This window comes from Rhizobium brockwellii (assembly GCF_000769405.2).
Lineage (GTDB): Bacteria > Pseudomonadota > Alphaproteobacteria > Rhizobiales > Rhizobiaceae > Rhizobium > Rhizobium brockwellii.
Genome location: NZ_CP053445.1, coordinates 51,667 through 73,761, shown reverse-complemented (window position 1 = coordinate 73,761; position 22,095 = coordinate 51,667). Strand labels below are relative to the sequence as shown.

4 protein-coding genes and 2 pseudogenes are annotated in these 22,095 nt (G+C 58.9%); 3 read left to right on the top strand and 3 right to left on the bottom strand.

Annotated elements, in window-relative coordinates; all coding sequences use genetic code 11:
• Nucleotides 1-57: 57 nt before the first annotated feature.
• Nucleotides 58-435: pseudogene (locus RLCC275e_RS33795) on the top strand (DNA polymerase III subunit epsilon); the annotation flags it as partial.
• Here RLCC275e_RS33795 and RLCC275e_RS33790 read toward each other — a convergent pair.
• Nucleotides 432-8,069 (bottom strand): hypothetical protein, encoded by a 7,638-nt coding sequence (locus RLCC275e_RS33790; RefSeq protein ID WP_033184367.1) that lies wholly within the window; start codon nt 8,067-8,069, stop codon nt 432-434. The pseudogene RLCC275e_RS33795 and the gene RLCC275e_RS33790 sit on opposite strands and share 4 nt — an antisense overlap.
• Complete coding sequence (locus tag RLCC275e_RS33785; protein ID WP_141653433.1) at nt 8,066-19,927, bottom strand: hypothetical protein; 11,862 nt, start codon at nt 19,925-19,927, stop codon at nt 8,066-8,068. Before RLCC275e_RS33785 ends, RLCC275e_RS33790 begins: the two co-directional genes overlap by 4 nt.
• Before the next feature lie 192 nt (nt 19,928-20,119).
• Here RLCC275e_RS33785 and RLCC275e_RS34575 point away from each other — a divergent pair, with 192 nt between their 5' ends.
• Both RLCC275e_RS34575 and RLCC275e_RS33775 read left to right on the top strand, forming a co-directional pair.
• On the top strand, nt 20,120-21,133 hold the full coding sequence (locus tag RLCC275e_RS34575; RefSeq protein WP_246723447.1) for a hypothetical protein: 1,014 nt from the start codon (nt 20,120-20,122) through the stop codon (nt 21,131-21,133).
• A gap of 80 nt (nt 21,134-21,213) precedes the next feature.
• A complete protein-coding gene (locus RLCC275e_RS33775) occupies nt 21,214-21,699 on the top strand; it encodes a hypothetical protein (protein ID WP_033184370.1) in 486 nt (161 codons plus the stop codon).
• Between the two features lie 63 nt (nt 21,700-21,762).
• Here RLCC275e_RS33775 and RLCC275e_RS34570 read toward each other — a convergent pair.
• A pseudogene (locus RLCC275e_RS34570) lies at nt 21,763-22,023 on the bottom strand (IS5/IS1182 family transposase); the annotation flags it as partial.
• Between the last annotated feature and the right edge of the window lie 72 nt (nt 22,024-22,095).

Sequence of the window (22,095 nt, the reverse complement as noted above, 5' to 3'; positions counted from 1 at the left end):
GACAAGACCGCGGTCGCACGACCAGGTACCGGAACTCAGGCTGTGCAAATGCTTGCATGGCCCCATCTTCCACGGTTTTCCAACCAAATGCTTCGCTATCAGCGCATGCCGGAAGGACTGGAACAGGATATCGGATTGCCGGCCCATCGAGCCATGCTGGATGCCTATGTCACAACTCATCATCTGCGCGACCTGCTAAAAGAGTCATCGCTCGCGCAGCTTCTGGCTTGGAGCAGTGAACCGGGTCTCCTGCCGCGGGTGCCATCTGGAGCGGAACGAGGCAAAGGCTGGAATCGCCTTGGCTTGGACACGTTGCATGAATTTTCTCGGGACCGGGACGCCGATATTCGTTTCAGCGCCCAGACCGAATTGGCCCGCCGTGGCGTCGATCAGGAACTCCTTCCGCCAGAGCCAGCGCAGCGAACGCTGCTCTAAGTGAGCAACGGCTTGAAGTCCTTCTCCGCATCAGGTGACTGGCCACCGCCGGTGCGATCGACTTTCACAAGGGCACCATATGCATTCCCAGCAGCAGGCAGAGTTCTCATCTCGAACGGCCAGACGAACAGCGCGCGGCGGCGTACCAATCCTTTCGCCAGATCTCCTGCAAGGTTCTGGAATTCAACGATCTGGGGGAGAGGTGCTGCTGAAAACAACGAACTGGTCAGGCGCTTTGCGCCCCCGTCATCCGTATCGAGCGTTGCCAGTCCATAGACTGCAGCAGGAGGAGATAAGACAGGATCGGCAGCGACGGTCACAGCAACCTCTAACGAGCCGGCCGGCCCGATCGCAGTCACAACGATGCGGTCTCCGGGAGCGATGGCCGGCTGAGGAGCGCGGATAGTATAACCAGCTGCCCAGCCATCCTTGTTGTTTGGCACAGCCTCCAGGAGATTCGTGAGCGCGATCGCATAGGGCACCCCCGCACAGAACCGATGGCGTGGCTGATTTCCGACATCGACCGTGGGGCGTCCGGCGACCACCAGCGGAGGAGAGCCGCTGTCGGCTTGTTCGTATTTCCGGAGAAGCCGCAGTTGTAGTGACATTTCCTCTGACGCCCCCCAGACCGGATCTGCGCCCGCCGGGTCGGCCGAGGTCGTTTTGATGATCTGGCCGGCCGCAAAGTGAATGGTCGAGGTCAGGTCATACTCTAGGCGATCCAAGGCAAGCAGGTACGACTTTCCATCGATATGCTGACTGACACTGGCCGTCTTGCTCGCAATTTCCCGGTCATAGGCCGGATCCCCAAATGCAAGCGTTGCCGTCTCAATGCGAACAGAGGGACCACGACCAGCCACGACAGGCGCTGGGATCGAAAGCAGCCGAGGAGGACCGGGCAGCAAATCCGACTGGGCGCAGGGCGCACGGGCGTTTGGCACGGGCAGAGAGAATGACAGGGAGACGCTGCTATCAGGTCCAACGAACTGCAACAGTTCGCGTGCCAATGTCGCGTTGGCGACAGTTGTCGACAGAATAATTGGTATATCGAACGCCGACCTAAGAGGATTTCCGTGCGGTTTAAAGAACGTGTTGACCACCGGAACGCCGGCGACGGGCTGAAGGAAGAGAACTTGCCTCCCATCGATGACCAAGGCGATCCTCGTGTCGGACCCGGTTAGACCGATGGCTGAAAGTCTATCGACCGCTGCTTTCCCGGCCGTAGGAATATCGGGTCCTGCAGCAAAAACCGTAGCCGTGAGTTGAATTGTCCCGTCCCAATTGGGCGTGACCGATGAAACCGCACCACCAGATCTCGCCAGCCGTAACAGAATTGTCTCGACTTCGGGCAACAGAACGTCATCGTTCAGCAAGCGCAGGGCCGTCATAGGGCCTTGGGCGACAACGAAAGGCATCAATTGGTCTGCAGAATCGATATAGTCGGTGCCGATGAAAGTTTGGCGTCGTACCGCCAAATCGCTTAACGGACGATAGGCAGTCGACCTTGGCGCCCTGGTCTGCCGGAACGATGTCGGACCCCGGTCGGCTGGTCGACCGAAACGGGGTTGAGGCGCATCGAAGCACTGCTCTTCTTCCACAAAACTCATGCCATCATACTGGAAGAACAAGACTCCTGGGCGCCGGCCGGTGGTCACAACTTCGAAATGGCTCGGCTGAATTGCCGCGATCGCCGCTTCTGGCTCTTTGTCGGATCGCCGCAGCCGAAGCGAGGCAAGGCTCTCGTCCACGCTACGGGCGCCAGGAACGCGCAGGCGTGGCGGCACTGGAATGAGGGCTCGGTCAGGCGGCGCTGTGAGATCTTCATCGGTCGGACGCCGGAACAACGCCCTTTGTCCGATCATCAGCACACTTGCTCGGAGAAATAGGTCGTCTGGCGCCAGGGCTGTGCCCGTCACGGAAAGGCTGCGAACGTCTCCCGCCCATGACACTTCCGCATCCTGGAGAGGTCGTTGGTCACCGAGCATCAGTGCGGCCAGCTGTTCTTCGTCTTCCCAACGGGCCCGAACCGCGGGCCGTGGCCAGGCCAGGGCTGGCGACGGAAAAATTGTCCGCGCCCGCTGGCGCAAAGGATGTGGCTGGTCCGCAGTGTCGAGGGTCTCTGGCAGCGCGAGGAAAGCGATGATCCGATGCGTACGAGCCTGTTTTTGATGTTCATCCAAGAGATCGATCGGAACGTCTGTCAACGCACCAAGTGCGGCTAGAAGGGGCTCATCGGGCAGCGACAGCGCCAGATGCGCCAGGCGATTGCGAGTCTCGCCATTTACGGTCTGACGGCTTTGGCTGAGTGTCCTCGCTTCATCGTTTGCTACAGCAGCGATTAAAACTGAGCGTCTCGTCAACACCAGGACATCGAAGGACGCATTAGATTGCGACGTGAAATCTGGTGCAAGCGCGCTGTCATTCCCGACCGGTTCGGCGTCGAGTGATCTTTGGAGCTTGAGGCGCAAGGCCGTCGATCGACTCGCCCCTCTTTCGCTGACGAGCACCGGCAGGACCGTGATGGTGCGATCCGCCAACGTTCGTTCTGACGTGATCGAGAGAATGCCCTTCCAGGCTGAAAGGGTTCGCAGCCAGATCGGTCGCTGCAGCCATGTGGTCGGATCCACACCGTCAGCGGGCAATGCGACATCCTCGATGACCGCCTGGGAGGTCGGCTCGAAATCCGGCACCCTCTGATGGGGCAACGCGCCGGCGATGCGCTCACGATGGTCGGTGATCCAGGCGATGGAAGTGTTGCTGGTCGAAAACGGAACTGCTGCTCCTCCGTCGAGTGGGCTTCCGTTGCATGCTGCCAAATCATAGCTCGATACTTGGCCGGCCCAGGGCGCTTGCGGTATGTTGCTAAGCACGCCAAGCGCGCCGGCCTCAAACAGGGGAGCAATCCATGGCGTCACTACGCGATGGCCGAACGTGTCGTCTTCGCCCGCAGCAGCCTCAATCACTGCCGCACCTGAAATGAATAGATCACTTGGCATGGCGACGTTGCCAGCCCCAGGTGCCTGCGGATTCTGCGCGATAGCTGGCTGCATTGCGAGGAGCAGTTCAATTGTTGGAATTCCTGCCCGTGCCATGGCTTTTGAAAACACACCGGCCGATATCGAATAACCTTGCAACGTGGTCGCCATCGAGCCGCGATAGCGGGCGGCGAAAGCGAGTTCGCCGGGCGGGTGTGCGATTGTCGCGAGCGCCTCGCGCTCCAATGCGGATCGATGACCGACGACAACTTCATCGATCGATGTCCACGTAGCGGATCCACTGGCTCCGGTAAGGCGGTGCGTTGCAATGGCCGGGAATGTCCAAGGCGCACCGAGGACGATGCTGCCGCCTACCTCCACGAGATTGCCCGCCGGCAATTCGGCGTCGCGGACGGCCGCCGTTACCTCGTGTGCATGGGATTTTCCGTCTGCGACGGCGAGATCCCGCCGCCACTCTGCAGCTTTGCGTGGATTGGGCGCAAAGGGAGTTGGAAACAATGGATTTGGCAACCCGTCAATTGGCCAGGCGATTGCGCTTGTGCGCCTGCTATCGGGCAGAGTGACAAGAATGCGGCTCCCGACCTCGTCCGAAAATGTCTTGTCTGAAGAACTCGACAACGTCGATCTGTGGCGAATGAATAGAGCGTCGGGCGTTCCGCAGGTTGCTTCGACAAAGCCAGCGCTGGGTGCAGTGGCGAATTTTGCGGGCGTTAAAGGAGCGGGAAATGCCACCGCCAGCGCGAGCGTGAAGGGTTTTCCGGCGACAGGCCACCCTGTTATAAACTCCGCATCGGCAGGCAGTGTCTCTATCGACACATCGAGGCTGAGCGTTCCCTTGGCGTGATCGACATCGAATGTCAGGTGATCGCCGGACGCTAAGGCTTCGCGGGAAAGCTCCGCTCCAAACCAGCGCATTGTCGCACCGAGTTGCCATTCGACCAGGTTGCGTGTCCCGGTTGGCGGCGCAGCGCCGGTGCCCGGCATTCGAAGGCGTGCCGATAGCATCACGAGCGGTCGTACGCCCTGCTGCCAGATCAAGGAAACCCTTCTCACCTCTAACAACGAAACGGTGGCCGCGGCGTCATATTGAAAGAATAGAGCTTGGGGAACCTCTGTGGTCGAAGCGTGGGTGAAGGAAAGCCGCGTCGCGCTGCCGAAGAGCACGGCATTCAGGGCTGAAGATACAATGGTCACCGGCGCTGTTGGATCGCCGCTTGCAGCAAGGGTCATATCCAGAACAATCGGAAGTCCGGCATTCGTTCGGTCCTGGATCCCTATTGCCGGAAGAGCGTCGGCCGCGCTGTAGAGCAGATCAGTTGTTGCTGCGAAGCTCACCGTCGCGTTGGTCGTGGCGCCGATCGCGATTGTCCTGCCCTCAACGGTGACGGGGTGGAGAGCAACCAAGGTGGCAACATCCCCGTTTGGATCGATCGCAAAGCTCATGGCAACCGCGTTCCCCGTTCGGTATGGGGCGTCGTCGTCGATGGGGCCTTCGGCTGTCTTCCGTGTCGAAGGCTCGATATTGGCAATGACCTCGAATGTCGAAAGCTTTATCCCGTTGCTTTCGCTCTTGAAACCGACGCGCGTGAGCCGGAGGGGCCGAACGTCAAGCGCACCAAACCGCAGCACGAATGAAGGGTTTTCACCAGCCGCGGTCGTATAAAAACTCCATTCAAACACGGCATCCTGCAGATGTCGTCGCTCGAATATGGATCCGTCTGGGCCAACCTCGCCCTCGGGTCCGTTCAGGTGGCGCGCATGGTCCCTTTGTTCAACAGTCGGGGCGAAGAGAAGGTCGCCATTGCCGGATTTCACCATCGGAAGGTCTCGCAAGCGCAACCCGCAGGCTTGACCAGCAAATTGAAAGCCGATGTGCGACGCACTCACCGACACCCTGTCAGCTTGCGTGATCTCACCTGATTTTGGATCGGAATCCAGGCGCGCGATTGAACGCTGTTCGATCAGGCCCTTTGGCAGGAGCTTGCGCGCTGCTGGTGTTAGAGCCAGGCCCATCCCGCGCGTGTCGAATTGCGCTTTATCGGTGTCTGCCAGCCCGTCAGAAAGCCGCGTGCTGAAGCCAACGATCTCGAAGGTCGCACCTTGCTGGCTAGCGAGCTTGCCTGACCATCCTGCCAGGGCTGTGCTTCCTGTAACCGATGTCCCGAATAAGCTATAACTGCCCAACGGAAGGCCGCCTGTTTCAACTGCGACAGAGAAACTCGAAACGAACGAATACGGCTCGACGAAAGTCGTCATCACCTTCGCCTGAGGGGCCCCGCCTGGGACGAGCCATTCTGTTGCGCGATCGTTCATGGTGCGCGACAGAGCGTGTCGGTTGGCGGTCAAAGCCCAGTAGTTCGACAATGCCTTCGGTTCCAGTGCCGTTGGGGCATGTTCAGAAGCGGCCGCGGGTTTTGCCGCGGATGAGGTTTTGGGCAATGTGCTCGACGCGAACAATTCACCGAGAATCGGAAGGTCATAGCGAAGCGAGGCCCTGAGCCCACTCCAGTCATTGGCAGAGAGTGTGGCTTCGAGGCCCGGAAGCGTGAGGACGGAAGCCGACACGTTCGAAATCGCGTCGTTTCCCTCTCCTGTACTTGAATTATCCGTGACGACATCCGGCCAGGGCCAGTGTGGATCTAAACTGGTAGTCAGATTGGCAATCGGCTCTAAGTCAGGGAATGGCGAGCGGCCCGCGATCTCAAGGTTTGTGTTCAATGAAAAGTCGCGCGCCTTGCCAGCAGCCAGGATGAACGGCACCAGATCGCGTGTTGTGGATGGTCGGCTTGCGTCAAACCTTGTTCTCGTCATAGGCATTGTCGAGACGAGCGCCATGCGGGGATGCGCCTGCCATACGATCGCATCGTCCGCAGTTGCAGGGAGCGCGATCCTGACGTTCAAGCGCCTGCGCTTTCCACGCTCGATGACGAACCCCCAGCTCTTGACGTGCAGTCCCCTGGTTGTCTGCGGATTCCCAAAGACGATGTCGAGCGGCTGGCAAGCGATCGGACCGGCGTCCAACGGCGGAAGGATGGAAGTCGGGCTTGGGCTGGCGGCGGCAGCGAAGACGAGGCCTCGAACCGTTCCGCGGGAACCGGAGAAAATCGCAGTCGTCTTCGTTATGTTTGTGAGCTCGACGGTGATTTCCGCACTGATTGCCGCCGTGACTTCGAGAAGCGCGTCATCCCGATTGTCCGAGACCGGAAGTGCACTTCGCACCAATCCGCTGAAGGCACTGCGATCGACACTTGTGGCTGGAGGAGTTTCCTTGTTGACCACGGGATGGGGCAACGGCAATTGAAGCATACCACGCTCCAATGGAAGGAAGGCGTAGAGGGACGCTTCCGGTGCCACCTGTAAGCCGGCCGCCACGTACCGCGCCCGCAGACCTGCCTCGAACTCCGTAGTCTCGATGAACTGCGGCGCCGTCTTACCCGGCTCAAGCGTCGCACGCGGCGGGGCCAGCCCTTCCCACACGAATGTTGCCTTCATAAGGTCGTCCATCGAAACCGCAGGCGGCAATATCCCCGCCGCAGTCGAGACGCAGGACAGCGAAAGCTTTCGATTTGCGGTGTCGATGAGTGCGGTTCGGACATTCAACTGGCAGACTATCGGGACGGATCCATCACCTAGACTGCCGCTGTTCAGACGGGCGCGGATCGAGGCGTGGTCGACAAAGATCTGCGAGCCTGTCGTCGCGAGCGATTGCCCGGACACCCCCTGCCCAAGCGCCCATGCGAAGGGTAGACCACGCGGATCCACTTCGGCAAACAGTGGTGTTCCGTCGCCGCCGAACTTCGTCAAAAGCCTGTCGAAGCTCGCCCGAAGTTTGTTGCTGTCGCCGTGATTTGGGCTTTGTATGCAAGGCCGCAGCGTGAATTGGGCGAGGACGGCATCGTATGTCAACAACAACCGCAAAGTAAGGGGATTGGCCGTTTCGCCAGGGTCGGCGAAAGGGTCAAGAAATTTGGCTTCGAATTCCATGCCCTCGGGCGTCAGCGAAACTGGCAGATACCGGGCCGAGCCAATTTTCATGGTCACGATGCTGAAGATCGACTGCGCGCCGAAAATCTTGTCAAACTTCGCCGTTATGCCGAGCCATTTGGCGAGTCCCCCTGAATCGAGCCGAAGCAGAGTAGTAATCGCCCCGCCTTCGAGCGTCGCCTCTGGCAACTCGATCTGCACACCCTGCTTGCCTCTAATCGTGTCGTTGAGGCCGATCAAGACATCGGAATAGCGATATGTCTCAGGTGCTTCAAGGCGAGGATCAAGCTCGGCCTTGCCGGCCGGTCTCGGCGTCGTTCCCCCGCCGCAAGCCGTCAGCGAACTGGGCGTGTTCCCAGAATCTGTCTTTACATCGCGCGCCCGCACCGCGGCTTGCAGCAGCCGTGGCGCGTGATATCCAGCAACTTCAACGCCATTCACATCGATGTCGGCTGGGTTGGTATCTTGTGTCACAACCCGAACGCTGGCGGCGCGGAAAGCGTCTCGGTCGGGCCCTTTGGGAGCATCCTGCTCACTGGGCCGGTTCAGCATCGCGACGACGACATCCGCTTTCCAGAGCGGCGGTCCGCCCGCACCGATCGCCGTACGCGCTTGGACGGTGATGTCGCGAAACTCGTTAGAAGGTACGGTCATGACGGTAACCTCTCGATCGCGTCGGAGACAGGAATGGCAAATCCACGGCTGATGCGCACAGTCATGTGCCGGCCGACGCCGAGAATGAGGTCCTGAGACAGGCTTCGCAGCGCCTCAACGGTATTGCGATCGATGCCGGGCAACGCCGTAAGACTGCTCAACTCCGTGTCGGCAGGGGGACGGCGAAGCGTCAGCGTTTTGGGCTTTCCGGCTATTAGGTCGACTGGCTGCGTGACCGCTGCCAGATAGTCCTTCAGAAGCGCCTCATAGTGATCGAGCGCATTTCGCCCCATCATGAGTATTGTACCGTCGCTGTTGCCTCGCCTTATCGCTAACCTGTCGAGGGCCAGGAAAGCACGCTCGAAACCCTCTCGTGGGTCCAGACCATCGTCCTTGAGTGTCGGCATGCTCTCTACCGCTTCGATTAGCGTGCAAAGCTTGTCGAATGCCGCTGCCGAGCTTTGGAATGCGCCAAGGTCATATTCTCTGGTCATCTCGAAGACTCGGGGGAGATCGGCATGATCGACGACGCCTGCAATCTTCTCGAATTCACTTCCGTCGAGCGGCCGGCTCAATGAGCCGTAACCGTGCGTAGGTAGGGATTGTCGCTTGAGCCGGGCGACGACGAGGCCGCTCATCGTACGCCAGAGCGATCCGACAAGCGCTTGCTTGGCGTCCATGCTGGGACCGCTCGAGAAGAGGACCAAATCGGCGGTATCGACCCTTTTGTGTATGCCCGTTTGGCTTTCATCGATAGTCGCACCCCACACGCTCGCATCGGGCGGGGGCGGCATGACGACAATGAAGGCGCCGCTTGTGCCGGCTTGGCGCGGCAGGCCGGGAACCCAGTTAGCAAGGACCTCGCTATAGCTATCGCTTGCTCCGGCAAATATCTTCCATGCAGCATCCGGGTTCGGAGCATTGGCGCATGCAAGCATACGCTGGAGGAAGGATAGTGAGGAAGAACCTGGAACGAGTTGCAGGTACTGGTCACGCAGGGCCGTCACGCCGTCACGGAATGCCACCCAGTCGGCGGGTTTAGTCCCTGCCGGCCGTGTCGCCACGAACGTCGTCGTCACCGGCTTTGCAATGCCCGTCCAGAGTTGCCACCCTGCTGGAGGATGCGGTGCTGCCTGCACCTCAAATGTTGCCAACGCCGATATCGCCAAGGCCGAGAAGGCCTGGTCGACTGGTTCGGCTGGTTTTTCGTCCGGCGCGTCGTATTGTCGATGCAGCGGCAGGTCAGCTTTCCACGCACCACCACCATCCGAGCCTGCCGGAATAAGCCCTGGAGGCGCCTCCCAAACGGGGAGCACGCGTGCAGGTTTGTCGAGCGCGTCGACAAACAACGATTCAGGCGCCTTAAACCGGCTTCCGGCCGCCGAGACGATGTAGCTTGACAAGTCGCGTGGCGGCTTGATCGACGTGTCGGGCGGCAGAGGCATCAATTCCGCCTCTACGGCCCGCGAACCGCTGATCGCGCTTCCTGCCTCAAGGGCAATCGAATAGAGCGCATTTGCGTCAGGCAGGCGGAAGACCTTCGGCAGATCGGTATCGACCAGCCATTGTGCGTGCTCCTCCTGCGACAACGCATCAATATGGCGCAGCAGGGGCAGGCTAACAACGACGGTGATGATCGTTCCTGTGTCATCAAGTTCGACCGACCAGTAGGGTTTGCGGGTAGCGACAGAGTGCGGGGCTCCGACCGCTTCCCAAGGAGCAGGAGCCCAAGGCAGGCGGGGGACAGCGCGACCTTCTGGAACAGTGGCGGCTGCGGCATCAGAAACAACCACGCCGGCACCCACGTGGGCAACCGCGTGTGTGCGGTAGAAGTAGGGAATGTCTGCCGTTCGGACCGAAACGATTCCCCGCCAACCATCCACGATCCGGTCTGGGAGTGTGCCATGATAGGCGCGCATCTTGCCCATGGCTTCGGATTGCCTCAATTCTGTGAAAGAGCTGCCATCAAACGAAATTGGCAAGGGCGCAGGTCTGGCCGGGCGACCGAGCATCGGCACGAGTGCGGCATCGTCGCCGATCCAAATCGCTCCCTTATCTTTCAGACCTCGGGCCCAGCTTGGAGACGCATATTCCCGGAAGAACTGCAGCCCCAGACCATCGAATTGATAACCATCCGCGACCTGGCGGTTTCCTTCCGACAAAATTTCTTCGGGATGGCGGGCAAGGACGAACTCCATCTTGCGTCCCGCTTGTCGCCGAGCCTCCATTGCAGCGTCAACCGTCGTCGCGCCGTTGCGTTTGAGTTCGATATATTCCACATCGGATATGTCGACGACATCGAGGCGCTGTGCGGAGAGAAATGTCGGAGCAAGCACCAGATGGGTACGCGGCAGGGTGATATCGATGCTGCGATCTGCAAAAGTTTCGGCCCCGGCGGCTATGTCTCTCAGGTTCGGGCTAATCACGCTGCTGACGACCTTCGCGGTTTCGTCGCCCGGGACAATTGCACCCGCGGCCACGGCATTCGCCAGGTTCTCGTATCGGCCGAAAGGCCGCACGACGTACCGGCGGCGTCTTGCCCAGTTGTCGTCATGAACGAGAAGCATATCCACGACCCCATCGCTGGTCGGAGCAATGCGCCATGGATTGTGGCGTGTGACCATCGCGAGCGCAAACGGCACGGCGAATGGGACCCCATCCTTCTTGATAGGTGTTGCCGAGCCATGGGCGATGAAGCGGGCGGTGTAAGCGTGAAGGTCGGCAAGCCGCGCGCCGCGGCGGTCTCGTCCCGCCTGGTCTGAGGTGTCGGTCTCGGGTTCGACAAGGCCCTTCCTTTTGGCAAGTTTCAGGAAACTAGGTATGGAATCACGCGACTGAGGGCGCGTTGGCACGTGGTCAGCCCCATAGAGCAGGACGTTGAGGACCGCCCCGCTCAGTGGAGCGAAGCGCTCAAAGGGCTCAGGTGCACTGTCGGGGATCGGGTTTGCGGGAGCATCAAGCAAGTCAACTGCTGACGGCTTCAGCACAGCCTTCACATTGAAATGCGGATCGTCCTTCGTTGCAGCCTGCCAATCGTTGATGAGCGAAGCGGCATCCCCAGTGCCAACCACGGTAACACGGATGAGGGCCGCCGGCCCTCGGACCGCATGGGTCACCTCAAACGTCTGCGGCAAGGGTGCTCCCGGTGACATGGCCGCTAAGACCACTGGGTCGCCGACGCCGACGAGCATCGGCTGTCCTCCCGAGAGCCCGCCAGAGATGTCGATACATTCCAGCAAGGCGGCGGCAAATGGGGCGCCAACCTCCGGCAAAGGTATGGTCTTGACCGTGCTGTCCCCGCCGGTGCATTCGACGAGGACATATCCTACGAAGAGTGCCGACACGAGACCCTCCGTGCGCGGCCTCAGCGCGATTTGAACCAATGAAAGTCCTTTTTCGGCGATCAGTTTTGTTGCGTCCTGCGCAGTCGCTACCGGTACGCCGGAATCAAACGATGACATCGCGTGCAGCCCGTCGGCGCTTGCCATGACCTCGACGAAGGGCTGGCCGAGTCGTCCAATCGTGTCCTTCGGCAAATATACGGCGGCAACGGCCTCAAGCGCCGAATTGATCAGTAGCAATGCGTCCTTTGCCGCGACGTAGTCAGTTCGCTCGAGGTCGAACAGCTTGATCCCGGTTGCAAGGCCAAGGGTTCTCAGCAGTGCCCATCCATATGGGTCGCGATCTGCTGGCCGTTCGTTCATGAAATCCGCAAGCGATCTCGCCTTGGTCGGAGGCGCGCCGTCGAGCACTGGTGAATATCGGCGATAGAGCGGACCGTTGGATGTGTCGAAGCGAAGCCGGTCGATGACATCGGCGAGAAACGGATGAAGTTGGGGGTTGAGGCTGGCCTTGAACGTCACTTCGGGAAGATCGCCTGCGGGTCCGGCGCCGACGGAAAACTCAACAGCCGAAAAGAGCGACGGGTCTTGACTGTAGGCATCATCAGCCAGCGACGCCTCCTCGCCATCAGCCGGCTCCCAGCAGAGATTTCGCAGCAGTTCAGTGACGTGCGATGGCGGCCAACCATTTTTGTTTTCAAAGGTCCAATAGCGAGGATCTTCCGTACTTTGTTTGGCCTCGACGCCGGCTGAGACAAGTTTGACGTTTCCGGAGAATTTCCGGCCGCCATCGAGCTCTACCGCAGGCAATGTTATCCGAACACGGATTAGGGCCGGTCTGCCGCGCTCGAACAATGGCATCAAGTCCGCATCCGGCGGCGTCGAAAGGACAAAGCGCCGCAGCATAAGCATAGGCCACTGTAAAAGCGTATCGGCCGTCGAAAACCATGGTGCTCGCTCGCCGCCGCCACGCGGATTGCTGGCGCGAAATTGCTGCGCCTCGCTCGGGTAGTGTGCCTCGACTTTTTCGAAATCGATGATCTCGCTGGGATCGAGACCCAGTTGATCGTCCGGCAACCGCTGCACCCGGGCGATGGCGCGTGCGTAGTCAGGCAGATCGTGCAGGCGAGCCAATTCGGAAAGATCGGTCTCGAAGACATCGAAGCCGCCAATCAATCGGTGATATAATGTCGGGCTGACCGCGCTTAAATAGGTGCTGGAGCTAACCGGGCGCGAGTTCCAGCGCACGCGTGTCGCCGTCCGACGAGCCGGGTCGATGAGGCGCCGGATCGGCGATGATGGCGACGCCGTTTTGCCTTTTGGCCCCCTGACCGGATCGATTGCGGTGACAAGATCAGCGAGAGATTGTCCGGGAAGGGGATGGAAAATGTCAAGGCGACCTGCTTCGCCGTCCAGGTCCTCGAAGTCCAGGGCGTTGAAGGTCAAATCACGCGGGTGCTCGAAGACTTCGACCATCGTCTCGACGGGCAACGCTTCGATGCTCTCTTTTGTCTGATCATTGTGCACCAACAGGGCAAGATCGGCAGGGCACCAGGGCGACGTGATCCTGAGCGGAGAAGGCGCGCCGGCAGGGGCCGGCAATTCCACCCGCTGAACCGCCGCGCGGTAGCCAACGAGATCCGTCGGCGTTCCGGTGAGCAACTTCTTGAGGTCGTCGAGATTCCCAACCTCGACAAAAAAGTGGGCGTCGCCTCTGACTGGATTCGATCCGGGGGCCCTGGTCGCGATCTGCAGCGGTTGAAAACGCTCGGCCGCCGTAAATGGACGGCCAATCCCATCGGGATCGTCGCGGAGCACCGTGTCACCAGCCTTCATAGAGACAGTGATTTCGTAGTCTCCAGGACGAAGAGGTTGTGCGAAGTCGTCCGGTGACGGACGCGTACGCGCTTGGGTAAGAGCATCAACCCCAAAAGACCCGCCTGGTATCGCGACCTCGCGCCTGAATCGGATTTTATAGCGACTTCCGTTCGGGGGAAGGGTGGCCTCGTCCTTCGTCTGGCGAACGATAGGATCATCAATCCGGAGAAACAATTCTAGATCGCCGGTCGAGAGATTGGCCTGAGTGGGCATTTTGCTGTAGCGGAAGATCACCTCGACCTTCGCAAGCGGTTTGCTCGCCAGGCCTGGCTCCGTCACCTTATAGACTATTGGCGTCGGCTGGGCGCGTGAACCAGCAAGATCGACCGGCGTTACCGTGTATAGCAACGTGTCAGGGCGATGGTCAGGGCCGAGAGCAGACCAGACCGCGAAGGGATCCTCGCCACGCTGCAAGATCGCATCGGCTAGGTTGATCCCGCCCTTATCTATGGCAACGATGTCGTCCAGGGTATCAACCAAATGGGCGGCATGTCGCAAGCGCTCGATCTTGACCTTGCCATTGTCCAAAACGCGCCGTTCCGGGGCACTCGCCTTGACCTTGAACTCAACCGCGGGATAACGCGCGTCTGTACCGTTTTGTCCAATGACTTCACGACGGACCAGATAGTAGCGAGCGAGAAATTCAGGGTCGTTGTAAGGCCCGGACGACCTGCTCCACGGCGGCTCCAGATCCCAATCGAGCGCAATCCCGTCTTTGGTGAGACGGGCAAGGGCGCCGGCCAGCGTCGGGTTTTGAGCCGCAAAAAAGCGGTTCAGGGGATTGAGCAGCCGAACCGGTTTCCCGAGTCCAGGCTGGGGGGTATCCGCTGCCTTGGCTGTTCTAGCCTTGATGGTAAAATTGGATTTCGGTGGGAGATCTTTCCCCTCCTCGGTAAACAGGTCGGCGATCTCGTGGTCGCTCACCTGGAATGTCAGCCCGAAATCGCGCGCGTCGATGCCAATTTGCCGGTCGGGCCAGCGATACACGGTGGAATTGTCAGGCTTCTTTTCGACAACGACATTTGCAGCCAATGCTGCTGCACTTTCGGCAATGGCGGCGATGATGTTGGAGCGTCTCTCCTCCACCTCACGCGCATAGTCGGAAACCGTTGGAACGCCCTGTTTTGGGGTGGCGTTGACGAGGGGCAATTGTCGCCGACCAGCGTCGCGCAGCGCTTCCGTGGCCTGCGCACTGTCATCGGGAAGCCGCTTCGGTTTCGCATCAATTTCGATTGCCGGGGGCTCATACAGATCGCCATCGAATAGTTTGTCGTCTGCGCGCCGAACGTACTTCCCATTCTTCTTGTCGACAGCGAGAAAGCACTCGTGCAGCAGATGATAGAGCTTGAAGCGGCCTCCGGCCGACTCGGCAGTGGCGGCGACTACAGCGACGGTGGCGTCCTGATCGGCACTGTATTCGGTTGCCGTGGACACGCTACCATTGGGCCTGAGATTCATCAGTGACATTGTCAGGCCATCAATCCGATAATCGATGACAGTTGTAGCCTTCGGCTCTGATGGTTGGTCCTTTGAAGAGGCGGCGGCCGGTGCGTAGAAAGTTGTGCCGGGTTTTTCCTTGGGAAGATCGATACCCGCTGTATGGTCCCGAGGAATGAATTGCATCACGAAGTCCCGACGTTCTGGGTCGATGCGTCGGGAAGCCGGGATCTCGAACAGCACCGCCCAAAACGACGGCTGATCGATGACGGCGACAGGAACAGTGTCCAGAAGAGCCTGGACCAGTTCGTGGCGGTCATCAACCGCATTATTGATGTCCTCGCTTGCCTGTTGGGGCGCGGTTGTGGCGGCCGGCGGCTGCAGGCCCTTGGCGGGATCAGGCGTGACGACCCCGAGCCCGATCGTCAGAAAACGTTGAACCTGCTGGCGCGCCTCTTCAAGCTTTCCTTCGTTGAATGCGAAGGAAGCACCCACCCGGGCCGTGCGGCCGAAGGCCGAAAAGCTCAGGGTGGCAGCGCCACGTCCACCAAGGGACGTCGGACTTGCGGCAAGCTCCAGTGCAAGCGTCAAAGTCTGGCTGAAGGAGAGGTGCACTGAGAATGAGATCGAACCGCCGAAGATCTTGATCCTCAGCCAGACGTCGATCCTGATCGACAAGGTCGTCGAAAAGGAAATGGCCCCGTAGAACAAAGTGTTTTTTGGATTGGCCACCGGAATATAGGCGATGAACTTGCCGTCGATCTGGAAGTCGGCCCTTGCAACCGCGCTGGCGCCGAAGGAATCGTTGCCGATCTTGCCGCCGATCTGTGCATAGCCTGATCCACGGAACGCAACGCCGTAAAGCATGGACGTGTCTTCAATACGAAACACCATACCGCCCTGCATGGTGATGGCCATTTCGGAAATGGCAGTCTTGTCCTCGAACTTGATTTCGAGCTCGTATGGCCAGCCCATCTCGAAATGGAAGAGACCAGGCTGGATCAGCATGGTTGCAGACCATCTGACACCCTGCATTGCTGACTTGAGAACCGGGTTCAGCGGCGGGTCTTCCCCCAAATATCCGGTGCCGTCGGCAATAAGCCGGCCCAGGAAGGTTTTGCGCGGTGCCGATAGATAGAGATATCCCCGAAGGGGCGGTGAGGATCGGATGTTTTCCTTCGTGGTCGTAACTTTGTCCGTCGCATCATCAAGCTTGCCATGAACCCAGCTGTAGTAGTTGGTGTTGAGCCATGCGCGAACAGTCATCAGGAAAGTAAGGTCAGAGCGTAGGGCGGCCGCAATGTCGAAGAGGAACGGGTTAGCGATGTACCGCTCTTCCTCCGTCAACTCATTTGTCTCGGTGGCTGATTGCGTCGTGAAGAGCGCCCGCATCGCAAGGGTCAGGCGATCGCCTTCGATTTCCGGGGCCCAGGCTTGGAAGCTCGCAAGATCGCCTTGACGTTTCGACACCTCATCGAGCACCTGGATCAGTTGCTCAGGAGACTTGACCTGGTCGGCGGCGACGAGACCGGCGAAGGTATAACGGAAACCAAGGCCAAACCCGACCTCTCGCAGATAGAGATTTCCGATGGGCGTTGGGATCGGGATGGAAAGCTGCTCGGCCTGACCGTAGACGAAAAAGGAGTGCTTGCGGCTTCCGTCGGCCTTGCCGATTTCAAGGAAGCCCATCGCGCCGGCGATCGGCGCCCATCCATCGACGATGACCCGACCGCTGGCGAGAAATCCCTCCATGGTGATGCCATCGGGATAGTGAACGGCAGGATCCAGCGCGAGCGTTGGCAACATGCCATCGACGGTGACAGCGGTCGCTTCAACTTTTGCGCCGCCGAGCTTCATTTCGACGCCAAGCCCATCGAAGGCTATTTGCGGCAAAGAGGTGCCTGGCTTCGGCGGTGCGATCCAAAGATCGTGAAAATCGATCTTCGGGCTGACCGCGTCACCCATGTCGGCAAAATTGAGTTGGCCGGAAATCGACACTGCCGGTTTGTTGGCGAAACGCGCCACCTCAGGATGGAAACCGAAGCTTCGGAGTTCGAATTTGAAGAGATTGAAGAAGTTGATCTGCTTCTTCAGCCGGACGGCGATCTTGAAATCGCGCAGGCGCCTTTTGAGAACGCTGATATTCGTTGTCAGGGGCGCCTGGTCAAAGACGATCTCCAGATCTGAAAGGTTTTTCAACAAGCCATCGGTAAATTCTCCCGATCCGGGGGAGAAGCGGGCAGAACCGGTAACCAGAAACCAAAAATGGATGCCATCATTGCCGAAGTCCCAAGCGTCCAGTTCGACCTTCTGCAGGCTGAGCGCAAATCTTGTTGTCCGGGACACGATTGGGTCGGCACCCTTGTCCATTACCACGCTTGCCGATTGAAAGCTCAGATTGCCGTCTCGCATCCCCATCGCGAGCGATGCAGTGAGGTTGGCCTCGCCAATCAGTGCTGGTGGAAGTTGACCCTTTCCTGTGATGTTGAAGGAATTCAGCCTGCTTGATTTGATTGATACTCCGCCTTCGGTAAACCGAAACGGAACCTCGATACCGGCCAGATTGACCGGGATATCCGGGTCAGCCTTCGCCTCAAGATCGATTCCGCCCTTGCCGACGGCAAAGTCGTCGATCTTGAAAACGAGACCTCTTCCTCCACTTGCAATACGCCGGTAGGAGAGCTCGAGGCGAGCTGTCTCCTTGGCCAATGACAAGCGAACGCCGCCATGGCTGAAATCAAGCGTGAATTGGCGGAAACTATCATCCGGTTTCGAAAGCTTCTTGACGGGCAGGATCGCTGCGTCAAGGCCGAGAAGTTGAGCGGAGCGCACTTCCGGTCCGTCGATCACGACGGTACTGTCACCACCAATCGTCGCTTGCAGCGTTCTGATATCGATGGCGAAACTGACAAAACTCTTTGCCTTCAGGCTTCCGAGACCGACCACGATCGGTAGGTCAAGCTTTACCTTTCCGTCTGCGACGCCCACCGTCGGCCCACCATCGCCGACCTTGATATATTGCCCAAGGCTATCGATTAAGCCACCACCTTGCGGAGCGCCGTCAGACGGGCCTGGCGCACTGAGAAAGGGGAGGAGACGCTCCTTCGCGTCTGCCGCGACCGTGACCTTCAAGATGACGTCCGCTGGGGCCGCGTCGCCAAATGTGGGACTGCGAAGGACTGGGCGCTTGGTGAAGGTGCCGACAGTGATCGCTCCACCACCGTCGAGCGTGAGAGCCTCCTCAAGCGGAGGATCTTCGATCGTGCGAAAGAAGGAGATCTTGCCGTCTTCAAGCGCCACCAGAGCGACTGCTTTGATCGAAGCCTTAAGGGTGGCGTCGATCTGGATGAGCGGACTATCCGGTCGCGTGCCTGCAGTCGCCTTGCTGTCGCGCACCGGTTCGGTTGGCGCGTTTGGGCGCGACAGCCAGAGATCAGTCCACAGCGAGGCCGGTTCGTTCAGGGCCGCCGGGCATACTGTCAGCGCAAAAAGCGGGCTGCTCTCCGAAAGATCTACAAGGAGTGCGGGTCTCCATCCGCCCGGAATAGAGACCGCCAGTCCCGGGCCACTGAGTTTCATCGGTAGGCCCGCAGCGCCCTCGAGCCCAACTCGGATTTGCCGAATAGCCCAGTTGGAAGCGTCCAGCCGAACCTCGACAACCACATGTTTGTTGGCTGCGCTGACCATGGCATGGAGCGCTTCGAAAATCTTGCTCGCGCCGGAGAACAAGAACTCGCCGGCGTCGACCAGCGATGCACCGATTGATGCGGCGCGCTCGGCGAGCCATTCGGCTATTTCTGAAGCAAACTCGTCCAGACGTTTGATCAGGCTGCTGAAGCCCGGGTCCTTGACGCTGATATCGAAAGCGCACAGAAGTCGGAAGATCCCGTCGATTGCAGCCTGTCCGGTCGTGCAAATGAGATCAACGGGGTAGGGTTCAACTATCCTCAGCTTGGAAAGCCGGCCAGAGACACTGCCGTCCGCCACATTGCTGGTCACATGATAGCCGACGTCCAGCGTTAAGAAAGTCCGGGGGTCAGACCTTGAGACGATCTGAAGCTTTGGCCACGAAAGCTCCGCTGCAATCGATAGCGGCGTGGAGACCGTGCCGGAGGCGAGATCGTACTTACCGCTCATCGTAATCGTGACGTTCGCGGCGACGTCGAGTGAGTGCACGGCGAGCGGAAACGAGGGGCTATCGACATCCAAAGTGATCGGCTCTGGCGGTGTGGCCGCGTTCAAGGTGACAATGCCCACCAGGGAAAGCTTGTCTTTGTCGAGCGAAAACGAGAAGTCTTCGAGCACGGCCACTGCCTGGGGAGCGCTGGTCTTTAGGACCAAATCAGCAGTTGCCGGCGCACTGCTGTTGATCAGCAGATTTCCATTCGCGTCGATAGTGAAGTTCATGTTTGGGGTGGCCGTTCGCCAGACGAGTTCAAATGGAGATCGGCCCAAAGCCGAGATGGCCGGGAGGGCGAAACTGGCAAATTTATTGAAGCTTGGCGGCGAAAAGCCGCTGAAATCAAGTGCGCTGAAGTCAATTGGCAAGGACCAGCCAAGATCAAGTTTTGGCAGCCCTAAAAAAGCTGTTTGCGGCAGGTCAAAGGACGGAACGATCTCGATTCCTGCTTGGCCAGTGACCGTAGCCGACAGTGTGATGGAGGCTGCCGTCGTCGCTCCACCCACGATCACGGCGAAACCGGCTTTGCCACTGACGTCGAATAGGGCCCTGCCCTCGGACTTTTGCCCGTCCAAGAACCAATCTGCATCGAAGCGCGCGACGACCGTCAAAGCAGCGCCAGCGATAGCGCGCACACTGAAGAAAGTTTGATCAACATGCACGTCCTGCGAGATCTCTATCCGGAAGGATCGAAGTACCCCACGCAACGCTTCCTTCGCCTCCTCGAACTCACGAAGGGCTATGCGCTTCAGTTCCTTGGATTGTTCATCGGCCACAGCGGCAACTGCGGCGGCAAGCTCACTGGCGAGGGCCCTAAGTTCAACAGCTGTTTTGAACCGACTATTGCCACCTTCAAGAAATAGAACAGGGATTGAAAAACTATCGTGCAGTCTGAATGTAGCTACCTTCCCCGCGCTTTCCAAAAATAGACTGTGGACCTGAAGTCTTTTATTGACTTCATCGGCAGCTATCAGGCCAATTTCTACCTGAGCATTCTTAAAGACGCGGATCTGCTGCGACAAGAATCATCCCCCGATTCATGAAGTTGCTGCCGAACTGAAATGTCGAAACTAAAAAAACGCGATCTGCGATAGAAGTGTCTGGACAAAGACGCACTAAACTGTAGCGTGTCTTTGTCTCCGTAGCAAGGCCGCTTTCAACCCATACATGTTATTAGCGGATTATCGGATGGGGCAAACCTGGGGGTGGGGGAAATGTTTAATCGTGATAGTTTTTTCTTGGCGGTGTCAGTTGTCGTGGGCATCGTCGTTGTCGGCTTCGCGGGCGTCTGGATAGGCGGCGGGTTTACGTTTGACGCGAATGGGACTGCAAACCTGTTGCAGCGCCTACAGCAAATGGCGCTGCTCACCATCGTCATCGAACGCGTCGTCGAAGTCTATCTTGGCGTCAGTCAACAGAACGGCCCCGACCGTCATGATCCTGGAGAGGACCAATCGGTCCCTGATGCAAAGCGGCCGGCATCGGTTGCTGCCCTTGTCCTAGGGATCTTGATTGCAATTGCGGGCGTCCGGATTCTCGATACGCTCGGCACCGTGAGTTTCTCAGGATCGGGACAATGGCTGGCAACGGCGATCTGGAAAGGTGTGGACATCGTCCTCTCAGGCGGCCTCTTGGCCGGCGGATCTTTCCTTATCCATGAAGTCATGGAATTGATTTCAGGGAGCATCAAGCGCGTTGACCCATCATCGCAGCGCTCTGCCACCAAGCCCGCCAATGTCGAAACTACAAGGATGACATCAGAGGCACTGGCCGATTTTATCGCGGCAGCACAGGTCTTGCCAGCATCTGCCAAGGGCCAAGCCATGATTGACCGCTGCGAGGCGGCCTTCGAGGCGAACAAGAATGACTGCAGCGCCTTTGTTCGTGCGGTGGCGTCCGCTAGCGGTGTGACACTCACGGGGCAAGCGGACGATATCGTTGATCAGATTTCAGGAAGCGGGTGGGTAGCACTGACCGGTGGCGCGCAGGCCGCCGCCATGGCGGACGCGGGAATGCTTGTGATTGCTGGGCTCAAGGCAGCCGACCACACGCCACCACGAAACAATGGACATGTTGCAATCGTCGTATCGGGCGCGCTGGCCCATGGCAAATACCCAACCGGCTACTGGGGGTCTTCCGGCGGATCTTCCGCCAAAAACCAGACATTGAACTATTCATGGAACTCGTCCGATCGGGATAACGTGCACTACGCTGCCCGTTCACTCTAAGACCGAATGCAAGCAAGGCTGGCAGCATTGCGAACTTAACCCGCGCGATGCCAAGTTTACTCGACCTCATGGAGAACTCGATGAAAAATTGGACTGTTTTGATTTCCCTCTCGGCTTATCTTTCCGCGAGTGCGGTCGCTATGTATGCAAGCCCTACCGCTGCCGCGTGTGGTAGCGGTCCGGACTATTGCACCGATGATCCTCGGATCCCTGCAAAACTCGCTTCCAAGAAGAACGCCCTTGCTGGCGAATACCCGACGCGGTTGATATCATTGCTCGATCGCGGCGTTCAATGTGTCGCTCGCATCCAGCAGAGCCCGAACGGCTTCTCCCTGGTAATTGTGAAAAAGGGACAGATTGACGTCTTGGCGTGGGATGAAGACAACGAAACGGCCACGAAGGCGGAAATGGCAGCAGGAACAGTCGATCACTATTGGATCGTCAATTCACGTCGTGCGTTTTCGTGCGACGGACAGGCGAGCTACGACCAGCAGCCTGACTACGTGGCCGCGGATGATGTCAATTCTTCGCTAGCACTGAAGTGCGGCAATGGGGGAAGTTGCTGAATTCCCAAGGTGCCGATGAAGGTTGCCGAGATCCCAGGTGTGTACGTCAAGACAGGGAGAGCGCCTTCGCGTTCCCTTGCCGGCGAGCCGATCAGTAGATTCAACGCTTCGGGGCGCGGCATTTGTTTTGGTGTTTAATCCGCCGAGAGATCGACCAGGCCCAAAGTATTCGCCCCCTTTGACGGGCGCGCGCCGGGGGCATGTTGATGAGCCCGCACGATGGAAATATCGATCATCAGCCATTCGAGCGAGGTCCGCTTCAGCGAGTAGTTATCGCCCAGAGGGTTCGGGCAGGTCGCGCCAACGCCCAAACGAACGCGCCATCTACAACGAAGGTTCGTCACGCAGGCGATCGGACGGGTGAAAGCAGATCTCGCGGCGGCCTCCGATCCAGTC